Origin of the sequence: Ensifer sp. LBL (assembly GCF_050435225.1) — a bacterium.
Taxonomy (GTDB): domain Bacteria; phylum Pseudomonadota; class Alphaproteobacteria; order Rhizobiales; family Rhizobiaceae; genus Ensifer.
In genome coordinates, this window is the sequence record NZ_JBNDJY010000003.1 from 238,766 (window position 1) to 263,913 (window position 25,148).

Consider the following 25,148-nt stretch of genomic DNA (forward strand, 5'->3'; position numbering starts at 1 on the left):
GCGCTCCGAAATGGGTTTTTGTGAGGCACCTCAGAATATAGTAGAAAGAAATGAATGCTTCACGACAGAAATCGGGCCATTTCTGGAAAAATCACCCGAGATTGGGCAGTAATGTGCTGAAATGATGCGTTTGTCGGGCGAATGCCCGGAGCTTGAACAATCGTAATCGGCCATCAGAGGCCGTGGTTTTTCAATCAAAAAGTCATTGTGCCGCTTGCCCGATGACAAGCGCTCGCCACCTTGACGGCGGCATCTTCCATTCTGCGCCGGCTGGCGCGTCAGTGCGTATGCAGCTCGGCTTCTTCGGCGGCCGAGATGAACAGCGATCGGGCTTCCTCGGCGGTGCGACGGCCGTCGATGGCGGCACGGCAGGCACTGCGAGCGGCGACATAGAATGGTCCGCGGCGAGGCCAGTGGTCTGCAAGGCAGGCGAGGGCGTCTGAGGGGCCTTTGACGGTGCGGCAGTCGCCGCTAACGAAGTCGAGTTCGATCGGCTGTTTCCAGACTAGTTGCATGCGTCTCCTCCTCGAGATCATCTCAATGAACATCGGCATTTGCGACCGCCGGCGTCTGGCTCCTCTCGAGAGCGCCGACAGTCGATCTTGCTAATGTAGCGCAGGAGTTTGCTTTTGTAAGCAGCTTTTCGGCATGGCAGGGCCCGCTGCCAGCGGCGGTGGCGAAGCCATGTCGTGCGAATGTCGCTGGTGGCGCTATCGGGGCATATCGCGCTGCAATCTTTCGGCAAATGCGCGACCGGCAATGAGCAGTCGCCCCTCGCTCGTATTGCCCGCGAGATAGTCGTCGATCAGCATCCTGGCATGGCGCCGCGCCGGCTCCCCGTCGCGTGCCCAGCCCTGCTCGATGCAAAGCGCGTCGAAGACACGCTGCAGCCTCGCCATGTCGACCTTCGACAGCGCCAGGCATTGTGTCGCTCGCAATGGGGCCACCCGTCCCTCCCACAAGGTCGCATTCCCGCGCGCACTATGGCAGAAGGCCGGCGAATTGAACCCCTCGGGAATGAGGGGTTACACAGGCGCCCGTTGTCCTCGAGTCAGGCTGCCGGGACGACGCGGTCGACCTTGGTGCGGCGGCCGCCTTCCTCGATCCGGTAATAGTCGGAACCGATCAAGGCATACTGGTCGCAGCGACGCCCGCCGTCCTCGAAAGTGATGCAGACCTCGTCGCCTGATATCGTGTAGCTGCCGCCGTCGCGCACCTCGTAGTCGCGATAGCCGTAGCGGCCGTCGGGGAAGAAGGTCGAGTTGACGCCGTTGAGATTGTAGCGGAGCGTCTTGCCGACGAGAAAGGCCTGGAGCGCGTCGCCCGACAGCGTCGGGACGGACGGGGCGGCCGGTCGGGGCCTTGCGATTTCGGGCGCCTCCAACTCCATCGATTGGCATCCGGCCAAGAGAAGCGTGAGAAGTGCCGCGATCGCGCGTTTCATGCCGTCCGTCCTTATTCCTGTGACCGGTAACGATACAGGAACGCTGCCCTAGTCCTGTCCGCGGGCGCCGTCAAGCCCGTGGGGGTGGAACGGAGAGGGCGACGCGGGCCGATCATCTGCCTTCTTCCCGCTGGCAATCACGCGCCCGTCCTCTGTCGTTCAAAGCCGCAAAAAATTGCCTGTCGCTCAGAAAAGGTTCGTGCCAACCGATGCTGCCACCGTGGCCGCCAGTGCCAGCAGCAGAAATGCGGCGCCTATGACGGTCGCAATTGTCCGCCGGCGCCGTGCGCCGCTCCAATCGTAGCTCATGTTTCGCTCCGATGACGATCCAGTCGATGCGGCACAATCGGTGATTTTGCTTAACAAAATGGAAACCATGCCCCTATGGGCGCGCGCCGGCGCGGCGCTCCCCTTTGGGGGGGCACTTTGACGGAACCCAGCTGGTAATCCCGTCAGCCCCGTATTGCGAGGAGCTCGCAGACGTCGTTGTCGCGCAGCAGCTTGTCGCCGCAGGGCTGATCGTTGTGACGCTGGGCGATCCGTGATAGCTCGTCGCGCAGTTGTACGAATCCCGATGATGCGTTCGGTCACCCTGCCGTTGATTTCGGAGCGTTTTTTCGGAGTTCCGGTGTTCGGGCGCGTGCGGCACGCCATGCGGCGTGCGCCTTCGACCCACACACGCCAAGATGGAAGGAAGCAGGGGTATCCATGCGCTGCCTGGTGATCAATCTCGACCGTTCCCCTGAGCGCTTGATCCATATCGGTAGCCAGTTTTCCACCCTCGGCCTGAATTTCGAGCGCGTCGCTGCCGTTGACGGGCGAGAGCTCGATGACGCCGTTCTGGCGATGCAGCCGGCGTCGAAGCAGTGGAAGAGGATGAACAAGGCGGAGATTGCCTGCTTCATGAGCCATCGGACGTGCTGGGCCGTCATTGCGGAAGGGAACGATGCCTATGGCGCGGTGATCGAGGACGATGTCTTCTTTTCGCCGAGCGCCACCCATGCGCTGTCGTCATCGGATTGGATCCCAGCCGAAGTGGGGCTGCTGAAGATCGAAACCTTCCGGCAGAAGGTGTTTCTCAGCCGCGCCCGTGTGCTCGCCGATGCCGGGCGCTCGATCCACGCGTTGCGGGGATGCCATGTCGGCACGGGCGGCTATGTGATCTCTCGGGACTATGCAAAGAGACTGCTCAAGCTCTCGGAGGCGGCGTTTCCATGCCCCGTCGATCATTTCATGTTCGACGACGAGGTGCCGCGGCCCGAGGACTGCCGCATCCATCAGCTCTATCCGGCCGTCTGCATCCAGGGCATGCTGCTCGACAGTGCCGACCCCGCGCATGGAAGCACGATCCGCAAGCCGGCCGCCGCGACGCTTCGCGTGAAGCCAAAGCTCGGGATACACCAGAAGCTCTGGCGCGAGTGCAAGCGCCTGTCCTTGCAGCTAGCGGCCCTGCCGCCGTTCCTTTTCCGCAGCATTCGCTACCGCTGGACGGCCGTGCCGTTCGGTTAAGCCTGACGCTGTCCACGTCGGCGGCATTATCACTCATTTGCGCTGCGCGTTTTGCGGCCGAAAGGCGGGCAGGCGATCTTCATCGAGGCCCGCTCTTTCTGACGTCATCCAACGTCACGCATTCAGAATTTCATGCATCGGACTGCCGGCCGGAACGCCACTTGGCTTCAGGCGGGAGTTGCAGAGATGAAGAAAGGACGAGCGGCTGGTCGCCAGGTCGCGAACGGAAAGCCCAGGTTCGTACAGCAGGCCCGTGCATTCGAAATGCAGATTGTAGAAGGCATCTATGCTGGACGCGTGGTTCGTCAGGTTCATCTCACGCACGTGGTGCGTCAAGAGTTGGGGACCAATGACGCCCCAAGCCTGGTCTGCGACATGCACCGGAAAACCGAGCTTTTTCCGCAGCCCCATCTTGTTTCTCTTGCGGCGAGGCAGCCATGGCGGAATGAAATGAAGGTCCTCGGCTGCCTCCAGAAGCTCTTGTAGCAAGCGGCTTTGAGGCGGAATCTTCAGAACGGCGCTGCCGATCAACTTGGAGCTTTCCCATCCGAAAATGTAATCATCTTCGTCCAGGGGCTTCAGGCAATACACATCGCAGTCGGCATAGAGCCCCATACCCTCGCGTTGAATGCGATAGCGATAGATGTCCGACGCAAGAGCCAACATCTTGGCTTTTCGAAAAACGTCGACCTCCTGCAAAGCCATCAGCTTGCTTGCATCAAATAATCTTACGCCTAGAGGTGCATCTTCTGGCATTCCAAACGAATGCAGCACCACATCATAACCATTGCGTAAAAAGGATCGCAAACAAGCGGCATGAACAGGGCCGAGCTGCTTGCCGATCCAAACTGTGTTGACAATATTCGACATCAATCCCTCATTGCGACGGTCAGCTCTAACTAAACAAAAATTGTGGTTTGTAAACGAGTTAGAGACGTTCGAGCCTGCCGTCATTCTCGCCTCTGCGCCTTCGTGCGTCCGACAAGACTGCTCGGCCTCAGATGTCGGTCGAGCACGCCGGTGGGAGTGGTCGGGGCCTTCAACTCTGTCCGGTCTGCCACGTCTTCTACCCTTGGACTGTTTGCCCTCTCGCATTCTGCGGATCCACGCGGTATATGACGCCGACCCATTGGGGCGCATTGGCCGGACGATGCTGCCCATGGGTTTACGACAAGCCCCGGACCACTTGCTACAATGTAGCAATCGCCCAGCGACGGCGGTCAGAGCAGGGCTCAAGCAAGAGCTGACAAGAGATGATGAAGACAGCGCAAACGGTTGAGAGCGTGGGTGGGTGCAGGTACTTCAGGGGACCTGTCTTTGCCGTTGCGCCCATGATCGACTGGACGGACAGGCATTATCGCTTTTTCGCGCGGCAGCTGTCGCGGCATGCGCTGCTCTACACGGAGATGATCGTCGCTGAGGCGATCCTGCGGGGTGACCGGCAGAGGCTGCTCGGCTTTGACGGATCGGAACATCCCGTCGCGCTACAGCTCGGCGGCAATGATCCGGCGAAGATGGCGGAGGCGGCACGGATCGCCGAATCCTTCGGCTACGACGAGATCAACATGAATGTCGGCTGCCCGTCGGACCGGGTGCAATCCGGCACGTTTGGCGCCTGCCTGATGCAGGAGCCGGCGACGGTGGCTGCCTGCGTTGCGGCGATGAAGGCGGCGGTAAAAATCCCGGTCACGGTCAAGTGCCGGATCGGCGTCGATGACCAGGATCCGGAAGTGGCGCTGCGCACGCTCGTTGCGCAGGTGGTTGATGGCGGCACGGATGCCGTCTGGGTGCATGCCCGCAAGGCTTGGCTGCAGGGCCTGAGCCCCAAGGAGAACCGCGAGATCCCGCCACTCGATTATGGTCTCGTGCATCGTTTGAAGCAGGAAAACTCCAATATTTTCATCGGCATAAACGGTGGCCTTCAGACCCTTGATCAGGCGCTTGAACAGCTTCAGCATCTGGACGGCGTCATGCTTGGCCGCGCCGCCTATCACGACAGTGCCATGCTGACCGCGGCGGATCGCCATTTCCCGCATCCGCTAACGGGGGCCGAGCCCATCGTCGAAGACGGCGTCACCTTCTCCGAGCGAGGCCATCGCCTCGATCTCGATTTCTGGGCCGGCGTCCGTGACGCCATGGCGGACTACGCTGCCGCGCATATCGCCAATGGCGGGCGGCTGATCCACGTGACCCGCCACATGGTCGGCCTGTTCCAGGGCTGGGCGGGCGCCCGACGCTATCGCCAGATCCTGTCTTCCGATGCGACCCGCCAGGGCGCGGGTCCGGACGTGATCCACGCGGCCTTCGAGGCGGTCTTCGAGGCGACGGCGGCAAAGCAGGCGGCGGAGTAGGCGACGAGCACGAGCAGATCGTGGCTGGCGCGATGCGCGGCGACCCGTAGGGCCTTCGAGGGCGGGTGTCACCGAGCTTTCCATCCGTCATCCTCGGGCTCGACCCGAGGATCCACCGGGCGGTTCTGTCCCGGATGGAGATTGCGCTACCAAGGGAAGATGGCGAGCATGGTTCTGGATGCTCTGGTTCGGCCCGGGCATCACGGGGCGCGGTCTGCGTGCGTTTCGACTTTTCCCAGAGGATCTTCAACAACTCCGAACAAGCGGGGCGTGCCGGTTCTGGATGCTCGGGTCAAGCCCGAGCATGACGCTGGGCGTGGAGGCTTGGGGCGCTGCGCTCTAGCGATCCCCCCAAACGAAAACGGCGCCCCTTGCGGAGCGCCGTTCCCAAATGAATGTCCGACTGGACGATCCGGCTTAGGCAGCCTGGATGTTGACGGCCTTCGGGCCCTTGCCCATGCGATCCGGCTCGGTGTCGAAGGTGACCTGCTGGCCATCCTTGAGGGTAGCGAGGCCAGCGGCCTGAACGGCGGAGATGTGTACGAACACGTCCTTCGCGCCGCCATCCGGCGTGATGAAGCCGAAGCCCTTGTCCTGGTTGAAGAATTTAACGATGCCCTTAGTGGCCATGGAAGAAGTCCTTTTCCTTCAGTCAATTTGCGTTGCCCGCGCCCCCTGGGGGATGTGGGCATCTCGTCTTCCGCTTGCAAGCGGAAAGGCGTCGAGTGGTCACGATATCGGGGAAAAGACGTCTACGGTGCCGCTGCCGGCAGTCCCGACACAAGGCCGGGCGCAGTTGAAAGTCCAGTCTCCGGGATAGAAATCGCCCGAACGGCGGAAGAAGTGACAGGATTTGCAGAAAAAGGCAAGCGCCTTGTGCGCCGCGGCAAGCCGTCCGGCCTCTGTCTTTGCAGGGCTTTGGCCGGTTCTCGATCGTCGCTTTCCGGGCCGGGAGAAAAATCGGGGACGGCCGGTTTGCGGACACAATTTCGTCCCGACCGCGACCGAACGTGCGCGCCGCCAACGGGCGTTCGCGTCTTGGGGCGGACTGCCGTTGGTGGGCCTGCGCCTCGCTATAAGACTTGCGCATCCCCAGGATAACGCGCAGGTTTTACCGAAGGTTGGTTCCGTCTTGGCCGGCAATGGCTTAGCGATGCCCTGCCGGCCGCCCAAAGCGGGACGGCGTGACGTGCCTGAAGAATGCGCCGACGGCTTTGGCCTGCGGTGGGAGTGACATACGGAGAGGGACAGCGTGATCGACCCTTACGAACTGCTTGGACTGGAACGCGACGCCGACAATCAGGCAATCCGCAACGCCTATCGCAAGGCGGCGAAATCCGCGCATCCGGATTCCGGCGGCGATCCCGAACAGTTCGCGCGGCTGCAAGTGGCCTATGAGTTGCTCAAGGATCCGGTCCGTCGCAAGGTCTATGACGACACCGGCTACGATCCGCAACTGGCAGACGCGCGCGATCTCAAAGGCCTGATGATGCTGGAGACGCTGGTCAACGAGTTCATCCTCGACGAGCGCGAGCCCGGCAGCTTCGATCCCGTCGCCGCCATGCGGCGCAAGCTTTCCGACGATATCGTCAAGAGCCGCTTCCATATTCTCGAGCTGGAGCGTCACCGCGCCCGCGTGCGCAAGCACCTCGACCGCCTCGGCCGCCGGCCGGAGACCGACGTGCTCGGCTCGATGCTGCGCGCCCGCTCGCGCTCGATCGCCGAGGCGATCAAGAACACCGACGAGCAGATCAAGACGATCGAGCAGGCCTATGAAATGCTGGAAGGTTACTCTTATGAACTTGAGGCGCTGGAGGTGAAGGCGCACGCGGCGGAGTAGGCTGCGCCGTCCCGGCTTTTGCCTTTGATAAGCGAGCCGGGTCGATCGCAACAGCCGCGCTGACACCTGGGTAGCGACCGGCGCGATCGCCGGTCTTGATGTCGCCAGCGTTCGCCTTTTTGGCACCGCTGTGCAGTCGCCTCTATCGGTGCCATAGTCTCCGTCTGTTCCCGATAGCCGGGACCTCTGCCATCGTCTGGAGCGAAGGAGAGTGGCATGAGCCGCCGCTCACACATGCGTGCAGTCGTTCTCCTTCTGGCGACCATGCTCGCCGCCTATCTCGCGGTCAGCTATTTTCTCGTTCCGGAACTCTGGGTCTTCCATGACTCCAGGCGCAGGGTTCCGCTCAATCCGATGGTCACGTCCACGGAGCAGGGCATTCCCGGCGACCCGATCAATGTCGGGCTGCTCGGCTCCAAGGAGCAGATTATCCGCGCTTTCGTCGCGGCCGGATGGGACGCTGCCGACAAGGTGACGCTCAGGTCCTCGGTCGATATCTGCCTCAGCGTCGTGCTCGAGCGGCCAGATCTCGACGCGCCCGTCAGCCCGCTGTTTTATGAGGGGCGCAAGCAGGACCTAGCCTTCGAGAAGCCGGTCGGCCACAGCGCCGACCAGCGCAACCATGTGCGCTTCTGGCAGACGACCAAGCCTGTGGAGGGCAACGGCCCACTTTGGCTCGGTTCGGCCAGCTTCGACCGCGGTGTCGGCCTCAGCCACGATACCGGCCAGATCACCCACCACATCGGCCCCGATCTCGATGCCGAACGCAATCTGGTCATCGGCGACCTCGACAAGGCCGGGCAGGTAGCGTCGACCTATGAGATCCCCGGCATCGGCGCCACCACATCGGGCCGCAACGGCGGCGGCGATCCTTACTTCACCGACGGCAAGACCTTGGTCGGAGTGCTCAAGCCGGCAGGCGAAGGGGGCGGTGCGGAGGCCGCGAAATGAGTGCCCACCGCCGCACGTGGCGCAAGGGGGCGGCAGGCGCGAAACGCGGCGGTGGACCAAAGGCTTAAAGCGCAAATCTGAAAGATTGTGGCGCGGGGCGGCACAGCTGACGGCGCGCGCGCCCCGTCACCTACGCCTTACGGACGCCCCATGAACAGCGACAACGATGCAAAATCGTCGTGCAGGTGGCCGGCGTCGATGGCGCGGCGGAAGATCGCCTCGTAGCCGTCGGTGATCGTCCGGTCGATGCCGCGGGCGGCCATCAGCTCGACCAGATGGTGGAAGGTGCCATAGTGCGGCGAGACCGAGGAAAGCGTCTCGCCGTCGGCGGCATAGCGCCCGGCGGCGCTGCGCTTGATCAGGTTGGCGACGAGGCCATCGATGACAGGCGCGGTCGCCGACCATTGCTTGCCCAGCGTTTCGAGATCGATCGCCTCGGCGCGCGAAACCGCGATCGCCTGCAGTCCGCCGAACAGCGCGCCCCACATCAGCGCGAGCACGGCGCTGTCGAGTGCGTTGGCAAGGCCCGGATCAGCGCCGATATGCTGCACATTGCCGCCGAGCGCGCCGAGCACCGCGCGGCTTTCCTCAAACGCTGCGGCCGGGCCGGAGATGAGCAGGGTGCCCGCTTCGGTGCCGATGAAATCGGGCGTCGCCAGGATTGCGCCGTCGAGGTAGCGGATGCCATGTCGCCCGGCCCAATCCTGCACCTCGCGGGCGCCACAGGGCGTGCCGGAGGTCAGCTCGATGATCAGCTTGCCCTTGAGGGCGCCAGTGACGTCGGGGGCGCGCAGCAGGCTTTGCGTCGCCTGGTAGTCGCTGACGTTGACGATGACGATATCGGACGCGGCAACGGCGTTGCGGACATTGGCCGCCACCTCGGCTCCAGCAGCGGCGAGCGGCGCCGCCTTTGCCGGCGTACGGTTCCATACCGTCGTCGGGTGTCCGGCCTTCAGCAGCGCATGCGCCAGTGCCGATCCCATTCGCCCCATTCCCAAAACGCTGATTGCAGGTTGCATGCCCAGTCTCCATATCCATGACGCGGGTCGGCGCTGCTGCGCATCCCGCTTCGATTGTTCGACGCGACAGGATTGTCGTCGCGGCTGAGACGTAAGGTGGGGCAACCGGGTCGCAATACGCACCCGCGGGTAAGTGGTTACCCCAACGTAAGGGAGGAAGACGTGACGGATGCGATGGAGAACTGCGGTTTCATGACCGCGCTGCGGGCGATCGAGGGCAAGTGGAAGGTCGATATTCTCTGCGAACTCGGCAAGGCCGCGCGCCGCTTCGGGCGCCTGCGCCAGGCGATGCCCGCCATCAGCGAGAAGATGCTGGCGCAGCAGCTGCGCGAACTGGAAGCCGATGGCCTCGTCAGCCGCACCATCTATGCCGAAACGCCGCCAAAAGTGGTCTATTCGCTGACCAAACGCGGTGTCGCGCTGAACGTGGCGGCGGATGCGCTCTGCAAGTGGGGCGAAGAGTTCGGTGACGATGCAGGGCAGGTCGAGGCGAGGGCGGTTGCGGCGGGCTGACCGCCGCGACGTCAGCGTGGCCATGGAGCGCATCACACTCTCTCTTGGCGTTGAAGCCGCGATGCAGGCCGCTGCAGCCTTTTGGCCGGCATTTCGCACCATGGCAGCCACGATCTTGGCAGCCGCAGCCCGTCGCTACTCATCCCTGCTTCCAGCGGCGCATTCGCGTGGCGGATAAATGCGCGACTGCGCTCGTGCGCCTGCACTGGAGTGCAGATTTCCTTTGCGCCGCAGACGCGGCGCGGCTGGATTCCTGTGACAAGCACAGGAATGAGGGTGGTGGTGTCGTTGTGGTGTTTGCGGAGACCATAGTACGCGCCGACACAGGGGACGTTGCCCGACTTCTCGCAGCTGCCATCTCGCCGCCGCTCTGTCTCAGGTCCCAGCCCCGCGGATGAGGGTGGTGGTGTCGTTGGGAGAGCATTGGACGCGGCGACCCAGGGGACGTTATTCGACGTTCTCGGAGTTGCCATCTCGCCGCCGCTCCGTCTCAAGTTCCAGCCCCGCGGATGAGGGAGCCCGGTTCTGGCCGGATACAGCCCCTCTCCAGCCTCATCCCTGTGCTTGTCACAGGGATCCAGCAGCCGTGCGTCCGCACGGCGGGAGGTACGATGCGACGCCCGCTTGTTGGACAGGGCCTGTGGGAGCCTGGTTCTTGCCGAACAAAGCCCCTCTCCAGCCTCATCCCTGTGCTCGTCACAGGGATCCAGCAGCCGTGCGTCCGCACGGCGGAAAACGGCACCCGCAACGCTGGCCCCGACCGCTTCGCGCCGAAGGCGCGGCGCGGCTGAAATCCTGTGACAGGCCCCTGAACGGGGCGGCGGCGGCGCGGCCGCCGCCGCCGGCTGGCCTACTTCACCACCACATGGCGCTTTTTGCCGAGCGAGAGCCGGAGCGGCTGTCCGCCGACGGTTACCAGTCCGTCCGCATCCTCGACGACCTCGCCGTCGATCCGGACGCCGCGGCCGGCAACCGCCCGCCGTGCCCCGCTCTTCGATGACGCCAGGCCGGCCCGAACGAGCAGGTCGACCAGCGCCACACCGGCGGCGCGCTCGGCGTTGTCGAGTTCGACGGTCGGCAAGCCCGCGGCGGCTTCGCCTTGCCCGAAAGCCTCTCGCGCCGTCTGCTGCGCCCGTTCGGCCGCGTGCGACCCATGCACCAGCGCCGTCGCCTCGTTGGCGAGGCGTTCCTTCACCGCGTTCAGGTCCGCACCTTCGGCGCGGCCGAGCCTTTCGATCTCGTCGATCGGCAGGTCGGTGAAGAGCTTGAGGAAGCGCACCACGTCGGCATCCTCGACGTTGCGCCAGAACTGCCAGTAGTCGTAGGGCGACAGGCGGTCGGCGTTGACCCAGACGGCGCCGGCCGCCGTCTTGCCCATCTTGACGCCCGAGGCGGTGGTCAGGAGCGGCGTGGTCATGCCGAAGACCTCGGCGCCCTCGATCCGGCGCAACAGATCGACGCCACCGATGACGTTGCCCCACTGGTCGCCGCCGCCAAGCTGCAGCCGGCAACCGGTGCGGCGGAACAGTTCCAGGAAATCGACCGCCTGCAGGATCATGTAGTTGAACTCGAGGAAGCTCAGGTTCTCCTGCTGCTCCAGCCGTGACTTCACGCTGTCGAAGGAGAGCATCCGGTTGACGGAGAAATGTTTTCCCACGTCCCGCAGCATGTCGATCCAGGCCATCCGGTCCAGCCAGTCGGCATTGTTGACTATGACCGCATCGGTCGGCCCGTCGCCGAAGGTCAGCAACCGCTCGAACACTGTGCGGATGCCGGCGACATTGGCCGCGATCTCGTCCTCCGACAGCATCGGTCGTGCCGCCGAGCGAAAACTGGGATCGCCGATGCGGGTGGTGCCGCCGCCGATCAGCACGATCGGCTTGTGGCCGGCCTGCTGCATCCGCCTGAGCGCCATGATCGGCATGAGATGCCCGACGTGCAGACTATCCGCCGTCGCGTCGAAGCCGGCATAAACAGGCACGATCCCGCCCGCAAAGGCGCCGTCGACGCCCGCAATGTCGGTCACCTGGTTGACATAACCGCGCTCGACCAGCGTCCGGGTGATCGCCGAACGCGGCTCAAAGGCATCGGTGGGATTGTCGGATGTTGTCATCGGTACTCTCCATGGCTTTGCCACCAGGGAGCACTGAACAAAACAAAGCCGCCTGACGGCGGCTTGTTTCAAGGCATGATCGAAACGCGCCGCTCCCTATGGAAACGTCGCATAATAGGTGGCAGCGATGTGCGCGGTGTTGATCATGCGGGAGGTTGTAGCGGGGAATGGGGGAGGCGGCAAGGGTGTGGAGGGAGAAGGTATTAGCTACCTGTATAGATTAGGCCTAGCTGCGCATGTGCCAAGGTATATTTAGAGCCGTTGCAAACTCAGCTCGCATATCTTTAGCGATCAAACCATAGGAGACCGATACGTGCGGAGTTCCAATAGAATATGGGCCAACTTGATAGGATGAGAAATATATATCTAATGCATCTTCATTGAATACAAATGCCCGAAAGTCATTCCAGTTTTCTGTTCCTGGAAATACGCTATCCTCCGATAATTCTAAATCGGAGTTGGATAGAAGCTGTTTGCGCGCCTCTTTCTGAATTGCAAGAAACGCGTCACTTGGGTCAGAAAATACGGACTCAAGAAAGGTGATATGGATCAGCGGATCTAGGAGAAAAGCGAATGTTCGGTGGCTGTGCACTGGATGCGCGGCCCCTGCGCCGTATCCAGTAACAGCATAGTTTAGCGTCAAGATTCTCCCAGAGAATATAGGATCTCCGCAGTGTGCATCGAAGGTATTCGTACGTTGCCAGCTGTCTTGGGCATAGTTGTACATCGTGCTGTCTTGTTCTAGTTTTGCACCTCTAGATGCGAGAAGAGCTCCGAGTAGGTCACCGCGAACAAGTTGCGAAACTTGCCCCACATTTTTGTATGTGTCCGATGAAAAATCCAAAACTTGGATCTCGACGGCGTACCCAGGGATACCATCCCATTCTTCTTTCAAGATGGTGGGTTGCCAGTAAACGTCTAGGTTTTTCTGTATCTTCTTGCGCTCCCCGCCGAGTCTTTCCATTTGATGCGTGACTGCATCTGCGAGGTCTTGTCTAAAAGTAGGATGCTCGGCGTACAGGCAATGAATATTCTTGAGTTGTTCTGGGATCGAAATGTTGTCTCTGAGAATTACTGGAATAATAAATATATCATCTATTAGTTTTTCCTGAAGTTTATCTAGGGAAATTTTAAGTTCTCTCTGAATGTATCCTCTGCGGTCTTGAGAATTTTCTGACCATAATAGAATAACAATATTAGATTTATCGAGTGCGCGCTTAATCTCGAAATCCCAATTCTGGCCGCCTTTGATTTTTTTGCAATCAATCCATGGACTAAAGCCTTGCTGCTCGAGCCAGGCGTACAATTCCGTCGCTGTTTCACGATCTGGTCGCGCATAACTAATGAAGATTTGAAAGGTGTCTTCCAAGGGGTACGTCCTTCAAGTTTAGTGGCGATTAGCCCAGTCGCGTTTGGGTTTGAGGCGCTGCGCGCGCGGGTTCTGAGTGGAGCTTTTTAGCGCGACTTTCGCTGCGCTGGGTAGGGTGTCTGATAGTAGCATCACCGCCCGGGCCGCCCCGTCTTTCCCTTCGTTCGCCCCTTCTGTCGCTTCTGGTCCGCCGGGTCCTCATAGGACCCGACACCCGGTTTTGCCCGGGTGAGAATCGGCTTCTCCGGCACGTGGCCGATGACCGGCTTTTCGGTGCGGCCGACTGTCATTTCGTCCAGCGTGTTCCGGCGGAACAGCGATTTGTCCGCGACGGCGGGCGTGGCGACATCGCGGCCCATCTCGTCGAGGTCGGGCTTGCGGAACAGTGGGGTTTCCGTGTCGGTGCCCGGGCCCATGTCGTCGAGGGACGGTTTTTGGAAGAGGGACTTTTCGTCCTTGGTCTTGGATCCTCGGGTCGGGCCCGAGGATGACGGAGAAGACGGGGATGCCGGGGAGGAGGCGACCTTGCGGCTCTCCAGTGACTTCGCCTCTTCCCGCGCCATCGGGTCGTCCATGGCGGCGAGTTCGGCGGCCTTGAGGCGTTTGATCTCGTCGCGCAGGCGGGCGGCCTTTTCGAAGTCGAGGTCGGCGGCGGCGTCGCGCATCGCCTTTTCCAGCGCGTTGAGGTGAGCCTGCAGGTTGTTGCCGACGAGGTGGCCGCCGTCTGCAAAACCCTTGCCGGCGACGCCGGAGATGTCGGCGCGGACGTGGTCTTTCTCGTAGACCGAGTCGAGGATGTCGGAGATCTTCGCCTTCACCGATTCCGGCGTGATGCCGTTGGCCTCGTTATAGGCCATCTGCTTTTCGCGGCGGCGGCTGGTTTCGTCCATGGCGCGCTGCATCGAGCCGGTGATCTGGTCGGCATAGAGGATGACCTTGCCGTCGACGTTACGGGCGGCGCGGCCGATGGTCTGGACCAGCGAGGTTTCGGAACGCAGGAAGCCTTCCTTGTCGGCGTCAAGGATGGCGACGAAGCCGCATTCGGGAATGTCGAGGCCTTCACGCAAAAGGTTGATGCCGACGAGCACGTCGAAAGCACCGAGACGCAGATCGCGGATGATCTCGATGCGCTCCAGCGTGTCGATGTCGGAGTGCATGTAGCGCACGCGAATGCCCTGTTCGTGCAGGTATTCGGTGAGGTCTTCGGCCATGCGCTTGGTGAGCACGGTGACGAGCGTACGGTAGCCGGCAGCCGCCGTCTCGCGGATTTCGCCCAAGACGTCGTCGACCTGGGTCTTCGCCGAGCGGACTTCGACCGGCGGGTCGATCAGGCCGGTCGGGCGGATGACCTGTTCGGCGAAGACGCCGCCGGACTGTTCCAGCTCCCAACTGCCGGGGGTGGCCGAAACGGCGATCGTGTCCGGGCGCATGGCGTCCCATTCCTCGAAGCGCAAGGGGCGGTTGTCCATGCAGGAGGGCAGGCGGAAGCCGTATTCGGCCAGCGTCGCCTTGCGGCGGAAGTCGCCGCGATACATGCCGCCGATCTGGCTGACGGAGACGTGGCTTTCGTCGATGAACAGCAGCGCATTGTCGGGGATGTATTCGAACAGCGTCGGCGGCGGCTCGCCGGGATTGCGGCCGGTAAGGTAGCGCGAATAGTTCTCGATGCCGGCGCAGGAGCCGGTCGCCTCCAGCATCTCGATATCGTAGCGGGTGCGCTGCTCCAGCCGCTGGGCTTCGAGCAGGCGGCCGCCCTTTTCCAGTTCGGCGAGGCGATGCACAAGCTCTTCCTTGATCGCCTTGATGGCGCCGTTCAGCGTCGGGCGCGGCGTGACATAGTGCGAGTTGGCGTAGATTTTCACCGACTTCAGGTCGCCGGTCTTCTGGCCAGTCAGAGGATCGAACTCGGTGATGGCGTCGATCTCGTCGCCGAACATGGAGATGCGCCAGGCGGCATCCTCCAGGTGGGCCGGGAAGATCTCGATCGTATCCCCGCGCACGCGGAACGAGCCGCGCTGGAAATCCATGTCGCGGCGCTTGTACTGCTGCGCCACCAGGTCGGCGAGCAATTGCCGCTGGTCGAGCCGGTCGCCAACGCTCATCTGGAAGGTCATGGCGGTATAGGTCTCGACCGAGCCGATACCGTAGATGCAGGAGACCGAGGCGACGATGATGCAGTCGTCGCGCTCGAGCAGCGAGCGGGTGGCCGAGTGGCGCATGCGGTCGATCTGTTCGTTGATCGAGGATTCCTTCTCGATGAAGGTATCCGAGCGCGGCACGTAGGCTTCCGGCTGGTAATAGTCGTAGTAGGAGACGAAGTACTCGACCGCGTTATCCGGGAAGAAATTCTTGAACTCGGAATAGAGCTGGGCGGCGAGCGTCTTGTTCGGCGCGAGGATGACGGCCGGGCGCTGCGTCGCCTCGATCACCTTGGCCATGGTGAAGGTCTTGCCCGAGCCGGTGACGCCGAGCAGCACCTGGCTGCGCTCGCCGGAATTCAGCCCGTCGACCAGATCGGCGATCGCCGTCGGCTGGTCGCCGGCCGGCTGGTATTCCGAGGCCATGCGGATCTCGACGCCGCCTTCGGACTTCGGCGGCCGGGCAGGGCGATGCGGCGTCCAGAGCTTTCCGTCCTTGAACAGCGGGTTGCCGCTTTCGATCAGCGCCGAAAGCGCCTCGACGGTGGCGGTGACGCCTGAGGTGGAGGTCAGCTTGGCGGCGTCTTCGAGCGACACGTCGAGGCCCGCGACCGGATTGAGGCCGGCGGCGGCGCGCGTCTTCGGGTCGGTCGAGCCGCCCATGGAGGTGCCGCGGGCCGATTTGCTGCCGACGATCTCGACCTTGCCCTTCTTGCCCGCCTTCTTCGGCTGCGCCTCGTCATCTGCGCCGGCGGCCTTGCGCGCTGCCTTGGAGGCGGCGATCTCCACCGTCTTGCGGTGCTTGCCGGCCTTGGAGGCGATCTCGCGCTGGGTCTCGAATGCAGACGATTCCGCTTCCGCCTCGAGCTGCTTCACCCAGTCGGAGACATTGCCTGACAGAGGCGTGCCTGACAAAGGCGCCTGGGGCGCTTCTTCGAAACCGGACGGCGTGGAGGGCTTCGGCGGGGCATTCTTCGGAGCTTTGGTCATGGCGGGGAATATGGAGAGAGTCCGGCGGAAAGTGAAGGGGCGAAGGAGTACAAAAAGGCAACATTTCTCGGCTGCGCCAAGCCCTTGCCTTGCAGGTGGTTGTGTCGCGAAACAGCCCTTTTCAATCCTGGCGGACTGCGATCGCGGCCTGGCCTAACCCTCGCGGTTGCGGCCTGACGCTGGGTTACGCCGTTTGGGCGACAAGACACGAAAGCCGGCGGCATGATAATTGTACTTCTTTGGAGGGCGCCATGTTCTGCTTGCGTGGTGCCGCGCTCGTGCTTTGTGCCGTGGTCCTCGGTCCGGCATCGCTGCTTGCCGCCGAACCGGTGGGCAAGGCGGTTGAAATCCGGACGGCCGTCAGCGGCGCGCGTGGTGCGATTGCGGTACGGGACCCCGTATACAAGGACGAACGGATTTCAACATCGAAGTCCGGACTGGGGCAGTTCGTTTTCGAGGACGGCACCAAGCTGGCTGTCGGCTGGGGCTCGTCCGTTGTCATCGACAAGTTCGTCTACGACGACAAGAAGTCGGTGAAGAAACTCACCATCATGGCGGCCAAGGGGACGTTCCGCTGGATCAGCGGCAAGTCCGGCCATTCGGCCTATGAGATCGTCACGCCGGCCGGGACCATCGGCGTGCGTGGCACGGCCTTTGATTTCTTCGTCGGCCCCGATGGCACCACCGCCGTCGTGCTGCTGAGCGGCGCTGCGGATTTCTGCGGCCCTGGCGGCTGCCGGCAGCTGACGCAGCGTTGCGACTGCGTCGTCGCCAAGCCCGGTCGTCGCGCCAGTGAGCCGACACGGGTCAGCCGCACGACGCTGAAGACGCTGGGCAATGCGCAGGCGCTGCCGTTCCTGTCCGGCGGACAACGCCTGTCCGGAGCGATCGGCTGGGTGGGCGGCGGTTGCGGCCTGCGCGCGGCCCAGTTCGAGGGCACCACACGTACCGTCCCGGAGCAGCCGGCCCGCGTTGAAGAAAAGCCGCGCGAACAGAAACCGCCGCCGGAAGAAAAGCCCCGGGATCCGGGTCCGCAGCCGGAGAACCCCGGCGATCCCGGACCGCAGCCGCATAATCCGGGCGATCCGGGGCCGCAGCCGAACAACCCGGGCGACCCCGGCCCGCAAACCGAGCAGCCCGGCGACCCCGGTCCACGCAACGACAACCCCGGCGATCCGGGACCACAGACGGGCGGCGGCGGCGACCAGCCGAGCCAGGACCAGGGTACGCAACAGCACGAGGGCGAAAGCCACGATTGAAGCGGCGGCAAAAGGCTTGTCTCGGGAGATCCTGAACGAGTAACCAAATCACTGTGCCTCGCTGCCATCCTGAAAGGGGGCCGCGAGCTTCCCGATGCTCGGTATGCTCCAGGATATCAGTTTCGGGATGCGGTAAGCGCAAACCGCCCTGCGACTGGTGCATGATCGCTCCACGAAAGTATTTCATCGTCAGCGTCCTGCGGATATTTCCTCATGTATCCTGTGAGGTATATGCGAAGGCCGCCCTGCGCCGGAAAACTCACTCGGCCGGGCGCTTGGTACTCTCTTCCGTCGCCGGGACGAAATGGTCGGCGCGGCGGCCGATCCGGGCGTAGAAGCCGGCGAGCGCCGGCGTCAGCGCCGCCGCCTTCAGCTTGGCGGCGTTGATAATGCTGCGGCTTGCCTGCGTGCGGGCGCCGAGCGCGGCGACCAGACGATCATGCAGACCGCGGAGATCCGCAAAGGCGGGCGAGGCCGCGAGGTTTTCGTCGCCGGCGACGGCATAGACCCGCGTTCGCGTCGTCTTGCCCTTGAGCCCGAGGGCGCCGGCGTCGAGCATGGCGTGGTCCGGCAGCGCCTGGGCGGTCGCCTCGGACACGAGAATGTCGGTGTTGACGTCCTTGCAGGCCGCTTCGATGCGTGCGGCGATGTTCACGGTGTCGCCGACGGCGGAATAGTTGAACCGCGTCTCGGCGCCCATGTTGCCGACGCAGGCAAGCCCGGTATGGATGCCGATGCCGATGCGCACCTCCTGGTCGGCGCCGAAGCCGAAGGCATTGTCGGCGTTGAGCCGCGCCAGCGTCTCACGCATGCCAAGCGCTGCGCGCACTGCCTTTTGCGGATGGTTGGCGACGTCGACCGGCGCATTCCAGAAGGCCATGATCGAATCGCCGATGAACTTGTCGAGCGTGCCCTCGTTGGCCAGCACATGCCGGCTCAGCGCGTCGAGCAGCGTGTTGAGAAAGGCGACGACCTCGGTCGGCGTCATGCGTTCGCTCATCTCGGTGAAGCTGCGCACATCGACGAACATCACGGTGAGCTCGCGATCGTCGCCGCCGAGGCTGAGCGCATTGCGGGTATGCTCGATGCGATAGAGCAGCGACGGCGAGAGATAGCGGCCGAAGGCCTGCCGCACCTCGCGGCGTTCGCGATCGGTCACCAGGAAGCGATAGGCCGTGGCCGCGAAATGGGTGATCGAGGCGGCGAGGATCGGCGCCAGCGGATCGAAGAGCCGTCCGCCATAATAGAAAGCGATCCAGGAGGCGACGAGCGCCAGCACCGTCACCGCCAGGCCGCAGACGAGTGCGACCACGGGGCTGACGAAGGTGGTGAGCAGCACCAGCAGCGTTCCGGCAAGCGCGATCGAAAGGATTTCGAGGCCGTTCGCCCAATCCGGGCGCGAGAGATAGCGACCCGAGAGGATCTGCTCGACGATCTGTGCATGGATCGAAACACCAGGCACGTTCTGGCCGAGCGCGGTGGTGCGCACATCCTGCAGCCCGGCCGCCGAGGTGCCGATGAAGACGATGCTGCCTTCGATGCCGGCGCGGATATCCGGCGAAGGCTCGCCGTCGGCCAGAATGCGGCGTGCGGAGATATAGCGCTCCGTCGTGTCCGGCGTCACATAGAGCCAGACCTCGCCGGTCGACATCAGCGGCACGACGAAGTCGCCGATCTTGACCGCCGTCAGCGTGTTGGCGACGTCGGGCGCGGCGGCCAGCACATAGGTCGAAGCGCCCTGGGCCACGCGCAGGGCCTCCATGGCCAGGCTCGGGTAGAACTGTTGGCCGTCGCTCAGGAACAGCGGGGCGGTGCGCACCACCGCCGAGGAGGAGCCGGGATTGAGGCTGATATGGCCGAGGCCAGCGGCATTGGCTTCGAGCTGCGGCCTGAGTGGCGTTGCAGCCCGCAGGCGCGGCGGCGCTTCGTTGGCGCTTTCGCCGGTCAGGGCAAAGCCGGCCTTGACCGGGGGAAGGTAGCTGCCTTCGTTGGTCAGCCCGAAGCCGAGCACAACGGGCTTGTCGCGGATCGCCTCGGCGAAGATCTCGTCATTGTCGGGCAGGGCGGCAAGGAAGGAGGGATCGACGCCACCGACATCGCGCACGACGGTGCGGGGCGACAGGCGGTCCGGCTCGGCAAAGAGCACGTCGAAGGCGATCGCGGCCGCACCCATCTCGCTCAAGCGGTTGGTCAGCTTCGCCAGTCGGTCGCGCGGCCAGGGCCATTGGCCGAGGTCGCGCAGCGACGCTTCGTCGATGTCGACGATCTTGACCGGCATCGGCTCGAACTGGCGTGGCGCAATGCGCTGGTATTCGTCGAAGGTGACGTCGCGCGCCTGGCGCAGCAACTGCGGATCCTGGGCGCGCAGAACGGTGAAGAACGCCACCACCGTCATGCCGATCAGAACCCCGAACAGTTGCGATCGTGTCATGGCGGCCTACGGAACCATGGGCAGGCCCGCCTTGACGAGCCCGTCGTTGAAATGCGCGTGGTCGGCGGGATCGACATAGGCGGTAAAGAAGCGCCAGTAGCGCGGCACGTCGCCCGGTGCGTTGGCGATCGCTTCCGGAAGGAGCTTGCGCGCCTCGTCGATGCGGTCGAGCTGGCCGAGACAGGTGATCAGCATCACCAGGTTGAAATAGGTGCGGCGCAGGAGCAGCGCCCGCTCGGCGCAGCGCAGGGCTTCGTCGTAATTGCCGAGATGGTAATGGGCGAGTGCCATGCGGTTGAGGAAGAGATAGGTGAGCGGATCGTGCGGGCTCAGCCTCAGCGCCTTGTGCAGCGGGTCCAGCGCCTCGGCGAAACGGCCGATATAGATGCGCGCCCAGCCGAGCGCCATGTGGGCGAGCGCGAAGTTGGAATTGATGTCGATCGCGTGCTGCGCCTCTTCGACTGCTGCTTGCGGCCGCTGGGCCGCGAAGTTGGCGAGACACATGACATAGTGGCAATAGGGATCGTGGTCGTCGATCACCACGGCGTGCGCGGCCTCCGCCTGCAGCTCGGCGCTGTCGCGGTCGATGTCCTTGCTGAAACCGAAGAAGCAGCGGGCAAAGAGCGAGCGGGCGAGCATCATATGCGCGCGGCCGAATTCGGGATCGAGAGCGATGGCGCGGCGCTGCCACTCGATCGCTTCGTCGAAATGGGCGGCGGAATCCTGCGCGTTGTGCAGCAGCGTGCCGCGCATGTGGCATTCATAGGCGCCGAGATTGTCGGTGCCCCGCAATTGCGCGCGCCGGTTTTCGCCGATCAGGATCTCCGGCTCGATCGCGGCGACCACATGCTGGGTGATTTCGTCCTGAATGGCGAAGAGGTCGGCGAACTCACGCTCGTAGCGCTGCGCCCAGAGGTGGTTTCCGGTCTCCGCCTCGATCAGCTGGCCGGTGACGCGCACCCGCGAGCCGGAGCGGCGCACGCTGCCTTCGACGATGTAGCGCACGCCGAGATCCCGGCCGATCTGTTTGACGTCAACGGCGCGGCCCTTGTAGGCGAAGGAGGAATTGCGGGCGATGACGAAGAACCAGCGGTAGAGCGACAGCGCGGTGATGATGTCCTCGGTCAGGCCGTCGGCGAAGAAATCCTGCTCGGAATCGCCGGACATGTTGACGAAGGGCAGCACGGCGATCGACGGCTTGTCGGGTAGCGACAGCGGCATACCGGGAAGGTCTCCGCCCACCGGATCCTCGCGCCAGTCGACACGGTGGACCAGGACCGGGCGCGGAATGTTCTTCAGAGCGCGCTCGCCGAGCCGCTGCATCGGAAACTCGAGCTTGCCTTCGATCTGGTCGTGCAGGGCGCCGGAAATGCAGATGTCGTTCGGCTGCGCAACCTGTTGCAGGCGGGCGGCGACGTTGACGCCGTCGCCGAGCAGATTGCTGCCGTCGACGACGACGTCGCCGAGCGTGAGGCCGATGCGAAACTCCATGCGCCGCTCCGGCGAAAGATCGGCGTTGCGGCGCTGTAGCGTGCGCTGGATGGCAACCGCTGCCCGCACGGCCTGTACGGCGCTCTGAAACTCCGCGACCAGGCTGTCTCCGGCCGCGCCGAAGACGCGCCCCCCGTGCTCCGCAGCCAGGCCGGAAATCGTCTCGCAGTAGGTGGCCAGGGTCGCAAGCGTGCCTTCCTCGTCGATCGCGACGAGGCGACTGTAGCCAGCGACATCGGCAGCAAGGATCACGGCGAGCTTCCGTTCCAAGGCGGCGGGCCCCTCCTGCGGCATCTGGTCAGAAGGAAATTAAGCGTAACTTAAATTAGAAAGTCCGAGAAGCGCAAATCGCCCGGATCGGGCCTGAAGACGCTGCACAATGCGCAAAAATGCTCCGCGCTGCTTCTACGACAGATTGTACTCGCGGGTGCTTCCCCGGGGCGGCCGACTGTGCAAGGTTCGCAGCCTTCCCGCCGCCGCGCCTCGTTCGGCCGGCATCTCTTTCGCACATGGGACCAACCAACAGTGATGGCGCCTTTTTCCGTTCGCCAGCTCAACTCCAGTGATGCCGAGGCCTACCGGGCCGTTCGGCTGGACGGGCTGCTGAAACATCCGGAAGCCTTCGGTGCGTCCCATGAGGACGAGGCCGGCCGACCGATCGCGGTCACCGCGGAACGCCTTGATAGCGGCTTCGTCCTCGGCGCCTTCGATGGCGATGAAAGGCTCATGGGTGTTGCTGGCCTCGCGATCCCGACGGCTGCAAAGGCAAGGCACAAGGGCACGCTCTGGGGCATGTATGTCTTGCCGGAGGCGCGGGGCACCGGGCTTTCGCGGCTGCTGGTCGACGGGATCATCGCGGAGGCGCGAGGCAAGGTGGAGCGGCTGTTGCTGACGGTCGTCTCGTCGAACGCTGCTGCCCTCAACCTCTACCGGAATGCGGGATTTGTCGAATACGGCCTGGAACAGCGCGCGTTGCGGGTCGACGATGCCTATTTCGGCGAGATGTTGATGGTCTTGCCGCTTTAAGCGTCTGACGATCCGCCAGGGAACGCGAAGCGGGGTCGACCTCGCGCCGCGCGGCGGTAGGATGGCGCCATCATGCCCCTGATTCGACCGACACGCGAAAGCGACCTTTCCCTTCTGCCCGATATCGAGCGCTCCTCCGGTGAGGCGTTCCGCACGATCCCTGAGCTTGCCTGGATTGCCGACGACGACGTGCAATCGGCGGAAGCCCATGGCGCGTTCCTGCGCACCGGGCTGTCGGTGGTGATCGTCGATGCCTCCGATCGGCCGATCGGTTTTCTTTGTGCTACCATTGCCGACGGTGCCATGCACATCTGGCAGCTTGCTGTCGAGGCGGAGCGTCAGGGGCAGGGGCTTGGGCGCATGCTGATGCTGGCGGCAATCGCGCATGCGCGCGTGACATCGCTTGCCGCCGTCACGCTGACGACGTTCCGCGATCTTGCCTGGAACGAGCACTTCTATCGCAAGCTCGGCTTTGTGACGCTCGACGCGGGCGAACTCGATCCGCGTCTTGCCGAAATCCTTGCCAACGAGGCGAAGCATGGGCTGCCACCGGAGCGACGCTGCGCCATGCGGCTAAAGCTCGCTTGAAGGCGCACGTCCGCATTCCGGAAAGCCGGCGCTGAAAGATGCTCGTTCGGGCGCGGTGTGGCCGCGCTACCGCCTGATGGCGACCACCTGGCCGCGTGCGAACTGCGAGACCCTGACGCCGCCGGACTGGTTGCCGCCGATCAGCTGGGCCGTCGATTTCGACAGCATGGACAGGATGCCGACGTGATAGCCGCGGCCGGTGCGCACGACGACAACGTCGCCGGGGCGGGCATAGGCGAGCTTCACGGGTGCGCCGAAACGCAGCCAGGAGCGGGCGATGCCGAAGCTTTGTGGCGGGCTGCGCCCGGCCTTGCGGGCGACCATGCCCATAAAATGGCCGCACCAGGGTGTGCGGGCCGGGTTGATGCCGAGCGCTGCACGAAGGGTCTTGTTGTTCTTGACCTCGTGCAGGCCCTTGTATTGCTGCGCCTGGGCAAGCATGCCCGCATTGGCGAATTCAGGTGTCAGTAGCGCGACATAGGCAGCCGCAAGAAACGCCAGGACCTTCATGGTCAGGTCTCCTTGACAAGGTGCTTGGTGCGAACGGTTGGGGCGGCCGGGCAATCGCCGGCATGGCACCCGGTTGCTCAACGGTTTCCAATGTTGGGCGGGGAGATATCAGCGGGCGCACGCGTGCAGGCGTCGAGAAGACGCCGCATCGGGCACGTCGGCGAACCGCGGTAAACGCGGAGCCAGCTTCACGGCAACTGCCGTATCGAAGTGTGGTATTCCCCTGTCTGCCCCGTCGGGCAGCAAAGCTTCATTCACCATGCGCCGGTGCAAAATTGTGGCAAAACCCGTAAAAAACTAGGGCAGGGATTGCAAACGCGCGGAATTGCTGCGCGATTCGCGCCGGCTCGCCACCGTAAGTACTAGAAAAATAGCGGGCGCGCGCGCTCCGGTAGCGGTGCGGGCGTCGAGAAACAGTCGGCACTTGCGCCCATGGGGAGCGCCGGCGCATCGTCTGAAGGTGATTCGCGCGCCGAGGTTCTTCATGTCGTTCACCCTTGCTCCGGCCTATCTCTGGCCTGTTCTGCTGCTCCTGGTCTCCAACGTCTTCATGACCTTCGCCTGGTACGGTCACCTGAAGTACACGTCGTCGCCGCTCTACATGGCCATCGTCGCCAGCTGGGGCATCGCCTTCTTCGAGTACTGCCTGGCGGTGCCGGCCAACCGCATCGGCCATCAGGTCTATTCGGCGGCGCAATTGAAGACGATGCAGGAAGTCATCACGCTTCTGGTGTTTGCCGCCTTCTCGGTCTTCTGGCTGAAGGAATCGATCGGATGGAACCACCTCGTCGGGTTCTCCCTGATTGCCATCGGCGCCTCCTTCATCTTCAAGGGGTGAAGGACGTCCGGCAATTGACGGTAAACATCGCTGCAAACGCAAAAGGCAGGGCAAAAGCCCTGCCTTTTTCCATTGCTTGCGATTTGCGGTCGCCGACCCGGCGTCAGACCACCGCCGCCACGGCCGGCGCGACATGTGGCCAGACCTCGACCCAGCCGCGATAGATCATGTCGAGCGCGACATAGAGGATGATCGCGAGACCGATATAGGCAATCCAGTGATAGCGGTTGAGCAGCCGGGCGATGAAGCCGGCGGCGATGCCCATCATGGCGATCGAAAGCGCAAGGCCGATCACCAGGATCGTCGGATGTTCGCGGGCGGCACCGGCTACGGCAAGCACGTTGTCGAGCGACATCGAGACGTCGGCGACGACGATCTGGATGGCCGCCTGCATGAAGGTCTTCCTGGGCGCCTCGGAGCCCTGTCCGCTTTCGCCCGCAGCGTTTGCTGCCTGCTGCTCGCGAATTTCACGCCACATCTTCCAGCAGACCCAGAGCAGCAGAATGCCGCCGGCGAGCAGCAGGCCGATGATTTCGAGCAGTTGCACCGTGACGCTGGCGAGCGCGATGCGCAGCACGGTGGCGGCGATGATGCCGACGAGAATGACCTTCTTGCGTTGGTCCGTCGGCAGGCCGGCGGCAGCGAGACCGATCACGACGGCGTTGTCGCCAGCGAGAACGAGGTCAATGACGATGACTTGAAGAAGCGCAGCCAGGCCGGCAGCGGTAAAGATTTCCATGATGCAACAGTCCCCCGACCTGCATATGC

The 25,148-nt window shown here is 63.4% G+C and carries 22 protein-coding genes; 9 read left to right on the top strand and 13 right to left on the bottom strand.

Annotation, left to right across the window (positions count from 1 at the left end):
- Nucleotides 1-278: 278 nt before the first annotated feature.
- From OKW20_RS12835 to OKW20_RS12845, 3 genes are all read right to left on the bottom strand, one after another.
- Nucleotides 279-515: a DUF982 domain-containing protein gene (locus OKW20_RS12835; RefSeq protein ID WP_082006202.1), complete on the bottom strand. Its 237-nt coding sequence runs from the start codon at nucleotides 513-515 to the stop codon at nucleotides 279-281.
- Nucleotides 516-710: 195 nt separating this feature from the next.
- Complete coding sequence (locus OKW20_RS12840; protein ID WP_246765000.1) at nucleotides 711-947, bottom strand: hypothetical protein; 237 nt, start codon at nucleotides 945-947, stop codon at nucleotides 711-713.
- A 104-nt stretch (nucleotides 948-1,051) separates the two neighbouring features.
- The gene (locus tag OKW20_RS12845) at nucleotides 1,052-1,444 is read right to left on the bottom strand and encodes a hypothetical protein (protein ID WP_429172690.1); all 393 of its coding nucleotides are present in this window, start codon (nucleotides 1,442-1,444) and stop codon (nucleotides 1,052-1,054) included.
- 708 nt (nucleotides 1,445-2,152) lie between these two features.
- Between OKW20_RS12845 and OKW20_RS12850 the strand changes: the two genes are divergently transcribed.
- The gene (locus tag OKW20_RS12850; RefSeq protein WP_429172692.1) at nucleotides 2,153-2,953 is read left to right on the top strand and encodes a glycosyltransferase family 25 protein; all 801 of its coding nucleotides are present in this window, start codon (nucleotides 2,153-2,155) and stop codon (nucleotides 2,951-2,953) included.
- Nucleotides 2,954-3,067: 114 nt separating this feature from the next.
- Here the strand turns inward: OKW20_RS12850 and OKW20_RS12855 are convergent, their stop codons facing one another.
- Nucleotides 3,068-3,823, bottom strand: coding sequence for a hypothetical protein (locus OKW20_RS12855; protein ID WP_429172695.1), 756 nt, complete (start codon nucleotides 3,821-3,823; stop codon nucleotides 3,068-3,070).
- A 383-nt stretch (nucleotides 3,824-4,206) separates the two neighbouring features.
- On the opposite strand from OKW20_RS12855, the gene dusA reads away from it, so the two are divergent.
- Nucleotides 4,207-5,304, top strand: a complete 1,098-nt coding sequence (gene dusA / locus OKW20_RS12860; RefSeq protein WP_429172697.1) for a tRNA dihydrouridine(20/20a) synthase DusA — start codon at nucleotides 4,207-4,209, stop codon at nucleotides 5,302-5,304.
- 417 nt (nucleotides 5,305-5,721) lie between these two features.
- Here the strand turns inward: dusA and OKW20_RS12865 are convergent, their stop codons facing one another.
- Nucleotides 5,722-5,934 (bottom strand): cold-shock protein, encoded by a 213-nt coding sequence (locus OKW20_RS12865; protein ID WP_034788487.1) that lies wholly within the window; start codon nucleotides 5,932-5,934, stop codon nucleotides 5,722-5,724.
- 622 nt (nucleotides 5,935-6,556) lie between these two features.
- Between OKW20_RS12865 and OKW20_RS12870 the strand changes: the two genes are divergently transcribed.
- Together OKW20_RS12870 and OKW20_RS12875 are read left to right on the top strand one after the other, a co-directional pair.
- Nucleotides 6,557-7,144 carry a J domain-containing protein gene (locus OKW20_RS12870; RefSeq protein WP_043625202.1) on the top strand — a complete coding sequence of 196 codons (588 nt, stop codon included), beginning with the start codon at nucleotides 6,557-6,559 and terminating at the stop codon, nucleotides 7,142-7,144.
- A 216-nt stretch (nucleotides 7,145-7,360) separates the two neighbouring features.
- Nucleotides 7,361-8,095 (top strand): LssY C-terminal domain-containing protein, encoded by a 735-nt coding sequence (locus tag OKW20_RS12875; RefSeq protein WP_429172700.1) that lies wholly within the window; start codon nucleotides 7,361-7,363, stop codon nucleotides 8,093-8,095.
- Nucleotides 8,096-8,232: 137 nt separating this feature from the next.
- Here the strand turns inward: OKW20_RS12875 and OKW20_RS12880 are convergent, their stop codons facing one another.
- The gene (locus OKW20_RS12880) at nucleotides 8,233-9,114 is read right to left on the bottom strand and encodes an NAD(P)-dependent oxidoreductase (protein WP_429172702.1); all 882 of its coding nucleotides are present in this window, start codon (nucleotides 9,112-9,114) and stop codon (nucleotides 8,233-8,235) included.
- 162 nt (nucleotides 9,115-9,276) lie between these two features.
- On the opposite strand from OKW20_RS12880, the gene OKW20_RS12885 reads away from it, so the two are divergent.
- Complete coding sequence (locus tag OKW20_RS12885) at nucleotides 9,277-9,627, top strand: winged helix-turn-helix transcriptional regulator (RefSeq protein WP_429172704.1); 351 nt, start codon at nucleotides 9,277-9,279, stop codon at nucleotides 9,625-9,627.
- An 850-nt stretch (nucleotides 9,628-10,477) separates the two neighbouring features.
- Here the strand turns inward: OKW20_RS12885 and tyrS are convergent.
- From tyrS to uvrB, 3 genes are all read right to left on the bottom strand, one after another.
- Entirely contained in the window at nucleotides 10,478-11,740 is a 1,263-nt protein-coding gene (gene tyrS / locus OKW20_RS12890; RefSeq protein ID WP_429172706.1) for a tyrosine--tRNA ligase, read from the bottom strand.
- A 226-nt stretch (nucleotides 11,741-11,966) separates the two neighbouring features.
- Nucleotides 11,967-13,109: a TIR domain-containing protein gene (locus tag OKW20_RS12895; protein ID WP_429172709.1), complete on the bottom strand. Its 1,143-nt coding sequence runs from the start codon at nucleotides 13,107-13,109 to the stop codon at nucleotides 11,967-11,969.
- A 131-nt stretch (nucleotides 13,110-13,240) separates the two neighbouring features.
- Complete coding sequence (gene uvrB, locus OKW20_RS12900) at nucleotides 13,241-16,237, bottom strand: excinuclease ABC subunit UvrB (RefSeq protein WP_429172712.1); 2,997 nt, start codon at nucleotides 16,235-16,237, stop codon at nucleotides 13,241-13,243.
- Nucleotides 16,238-16,488: 251 nt separating this feature from the next.
- Between uvrB and OKW20_RS12905 the strand changes: the two genes are divergently transcribed.
- A complete protein-coding gene (locus OKW20_RS12905) occupies nucleotides 16,489-17,496 on the top strand; it encodes a FecR domain-containing protein (RefSeq protein WP_429172714.1) in 1,008 nt (335 codons plus the stop codon).
- A gap of 259 nt (nucleotides 17,497-17,755) precedes the next feature.
- On the opposite strand, the gene OKW20_RS12910 is transcribed toward OKW20_RS12905, so the two are convergent.
- Together OKW20_RS12910 and OKW20_RS12915 are read right to left on the bottom strand one after the other, a co-directional pair.
- A complete protein-coding gene (locus tag OKW20_RS12910) occupies nucleotides 17,756-19,927 on the bottom strand; it encodes a CHASE2 domain-containing protein (RefSeq protein ID WP_429172716.1) in 2,172 nt (723 codons plus the stop codon).
- Between the two features lie 6 nt (nucleotides 19,928-19,933).
- Nucleotides 19,934-21,688, bottom strand: coding sequence for an adenylate/guanylate cyclase domain-containing protein (locus tag OKW20_RS12915; protein WP_429172719.1), 1,755 nt, complete (start codon nucleotides 21,686-21,688; stop codon nucleotides 19,934-19,936).
- A 258-nt stretch (nucleotides 21,689-21,946) separates the two neighbouring features.
- Between OKW20_RS12915 and OKW20_RS12920 the strand changes: the two genes are divergently transcribed.
- Both OKW20_RS12920 and OKW20_RS12925 read left to right on the top strand, forming a co-directional pair.
- The gene (locus tag OKW20_RS12920; RefSeq protein ID WP_429172722.1) at nucleotides 21,947-22,444 is read left to right on the top strand and encodes an N-acetyltransferase family protein; all 498 of its coding nucleotides are present in this window, start codon (nucleotides 21,947-21,949) and stop codon (nucleotides 22,442-22,444) included.
- Nucleotides 22,445-22,516: 72 nt separating this feature from the next.
- A complete protein-coding gene (locus OKW20_RS12925; RefSeq protein WP_429172725.1) occupies nucleotides 22,517-23,032 on the top strand; it encodes a GNAT family N-acetyltransferase in 516 nt (171 codons plus the stop codon).
- Between the two features lie 66 nt (nucleotides 23,033-23,098).
- On the opposite strand, the gene OKW20_RS12930 is transcribed toward OKW20_RS12925, so the two are convergent.
- Nucleotides 23,099-23,542: a TIGR02594 family protein gene (locus OKW20_RS12930; protein WP_429114068.1), complete on the bottom strand. Its 444-nt coding sequence runs from the start codon at nucleotides 23,540-23,542 to the stop codon at nucleotides 23,099-23,101.
- Nucleotides 23,543-24,026: 484 nt separating this feature from the next.
- On the opposite strand from OKW20_RS12930, the gene OKW20_RS12935 reads away from it, so the two are divergent.
- On the top strand, nucleotides 24,027-24,380 hold the full coding sequence (locus tag OKW20_RS12935) for a DMT family protein (RefSeq protein WP_429172728.1): 354 nt from the start codon (nucleotides 24,027-24,029) through the stop codon (nucleotides 24,378-24,380).
- 103 nt (nucleotides 24,381-24,483) lie between these two features.
- On the opposite strand, the gene OKW20_RS12940 is transcribed toward OKW20_RS12935, so the two are convergent.
- On the bottom strand, nucleotides 24,484-25,119 hold the full coding sequence (locus OKW20_RS12940) for a TerC family protein (RefSeq protein ID WP_429114070.1): 636 nt from the start codon (nucleotides 25,117-25,119) through the stop codon (nucleotides 24,484-24,486).
- Nucleotides 25,120-25,148: the final 29 nt, after the last annotated feature.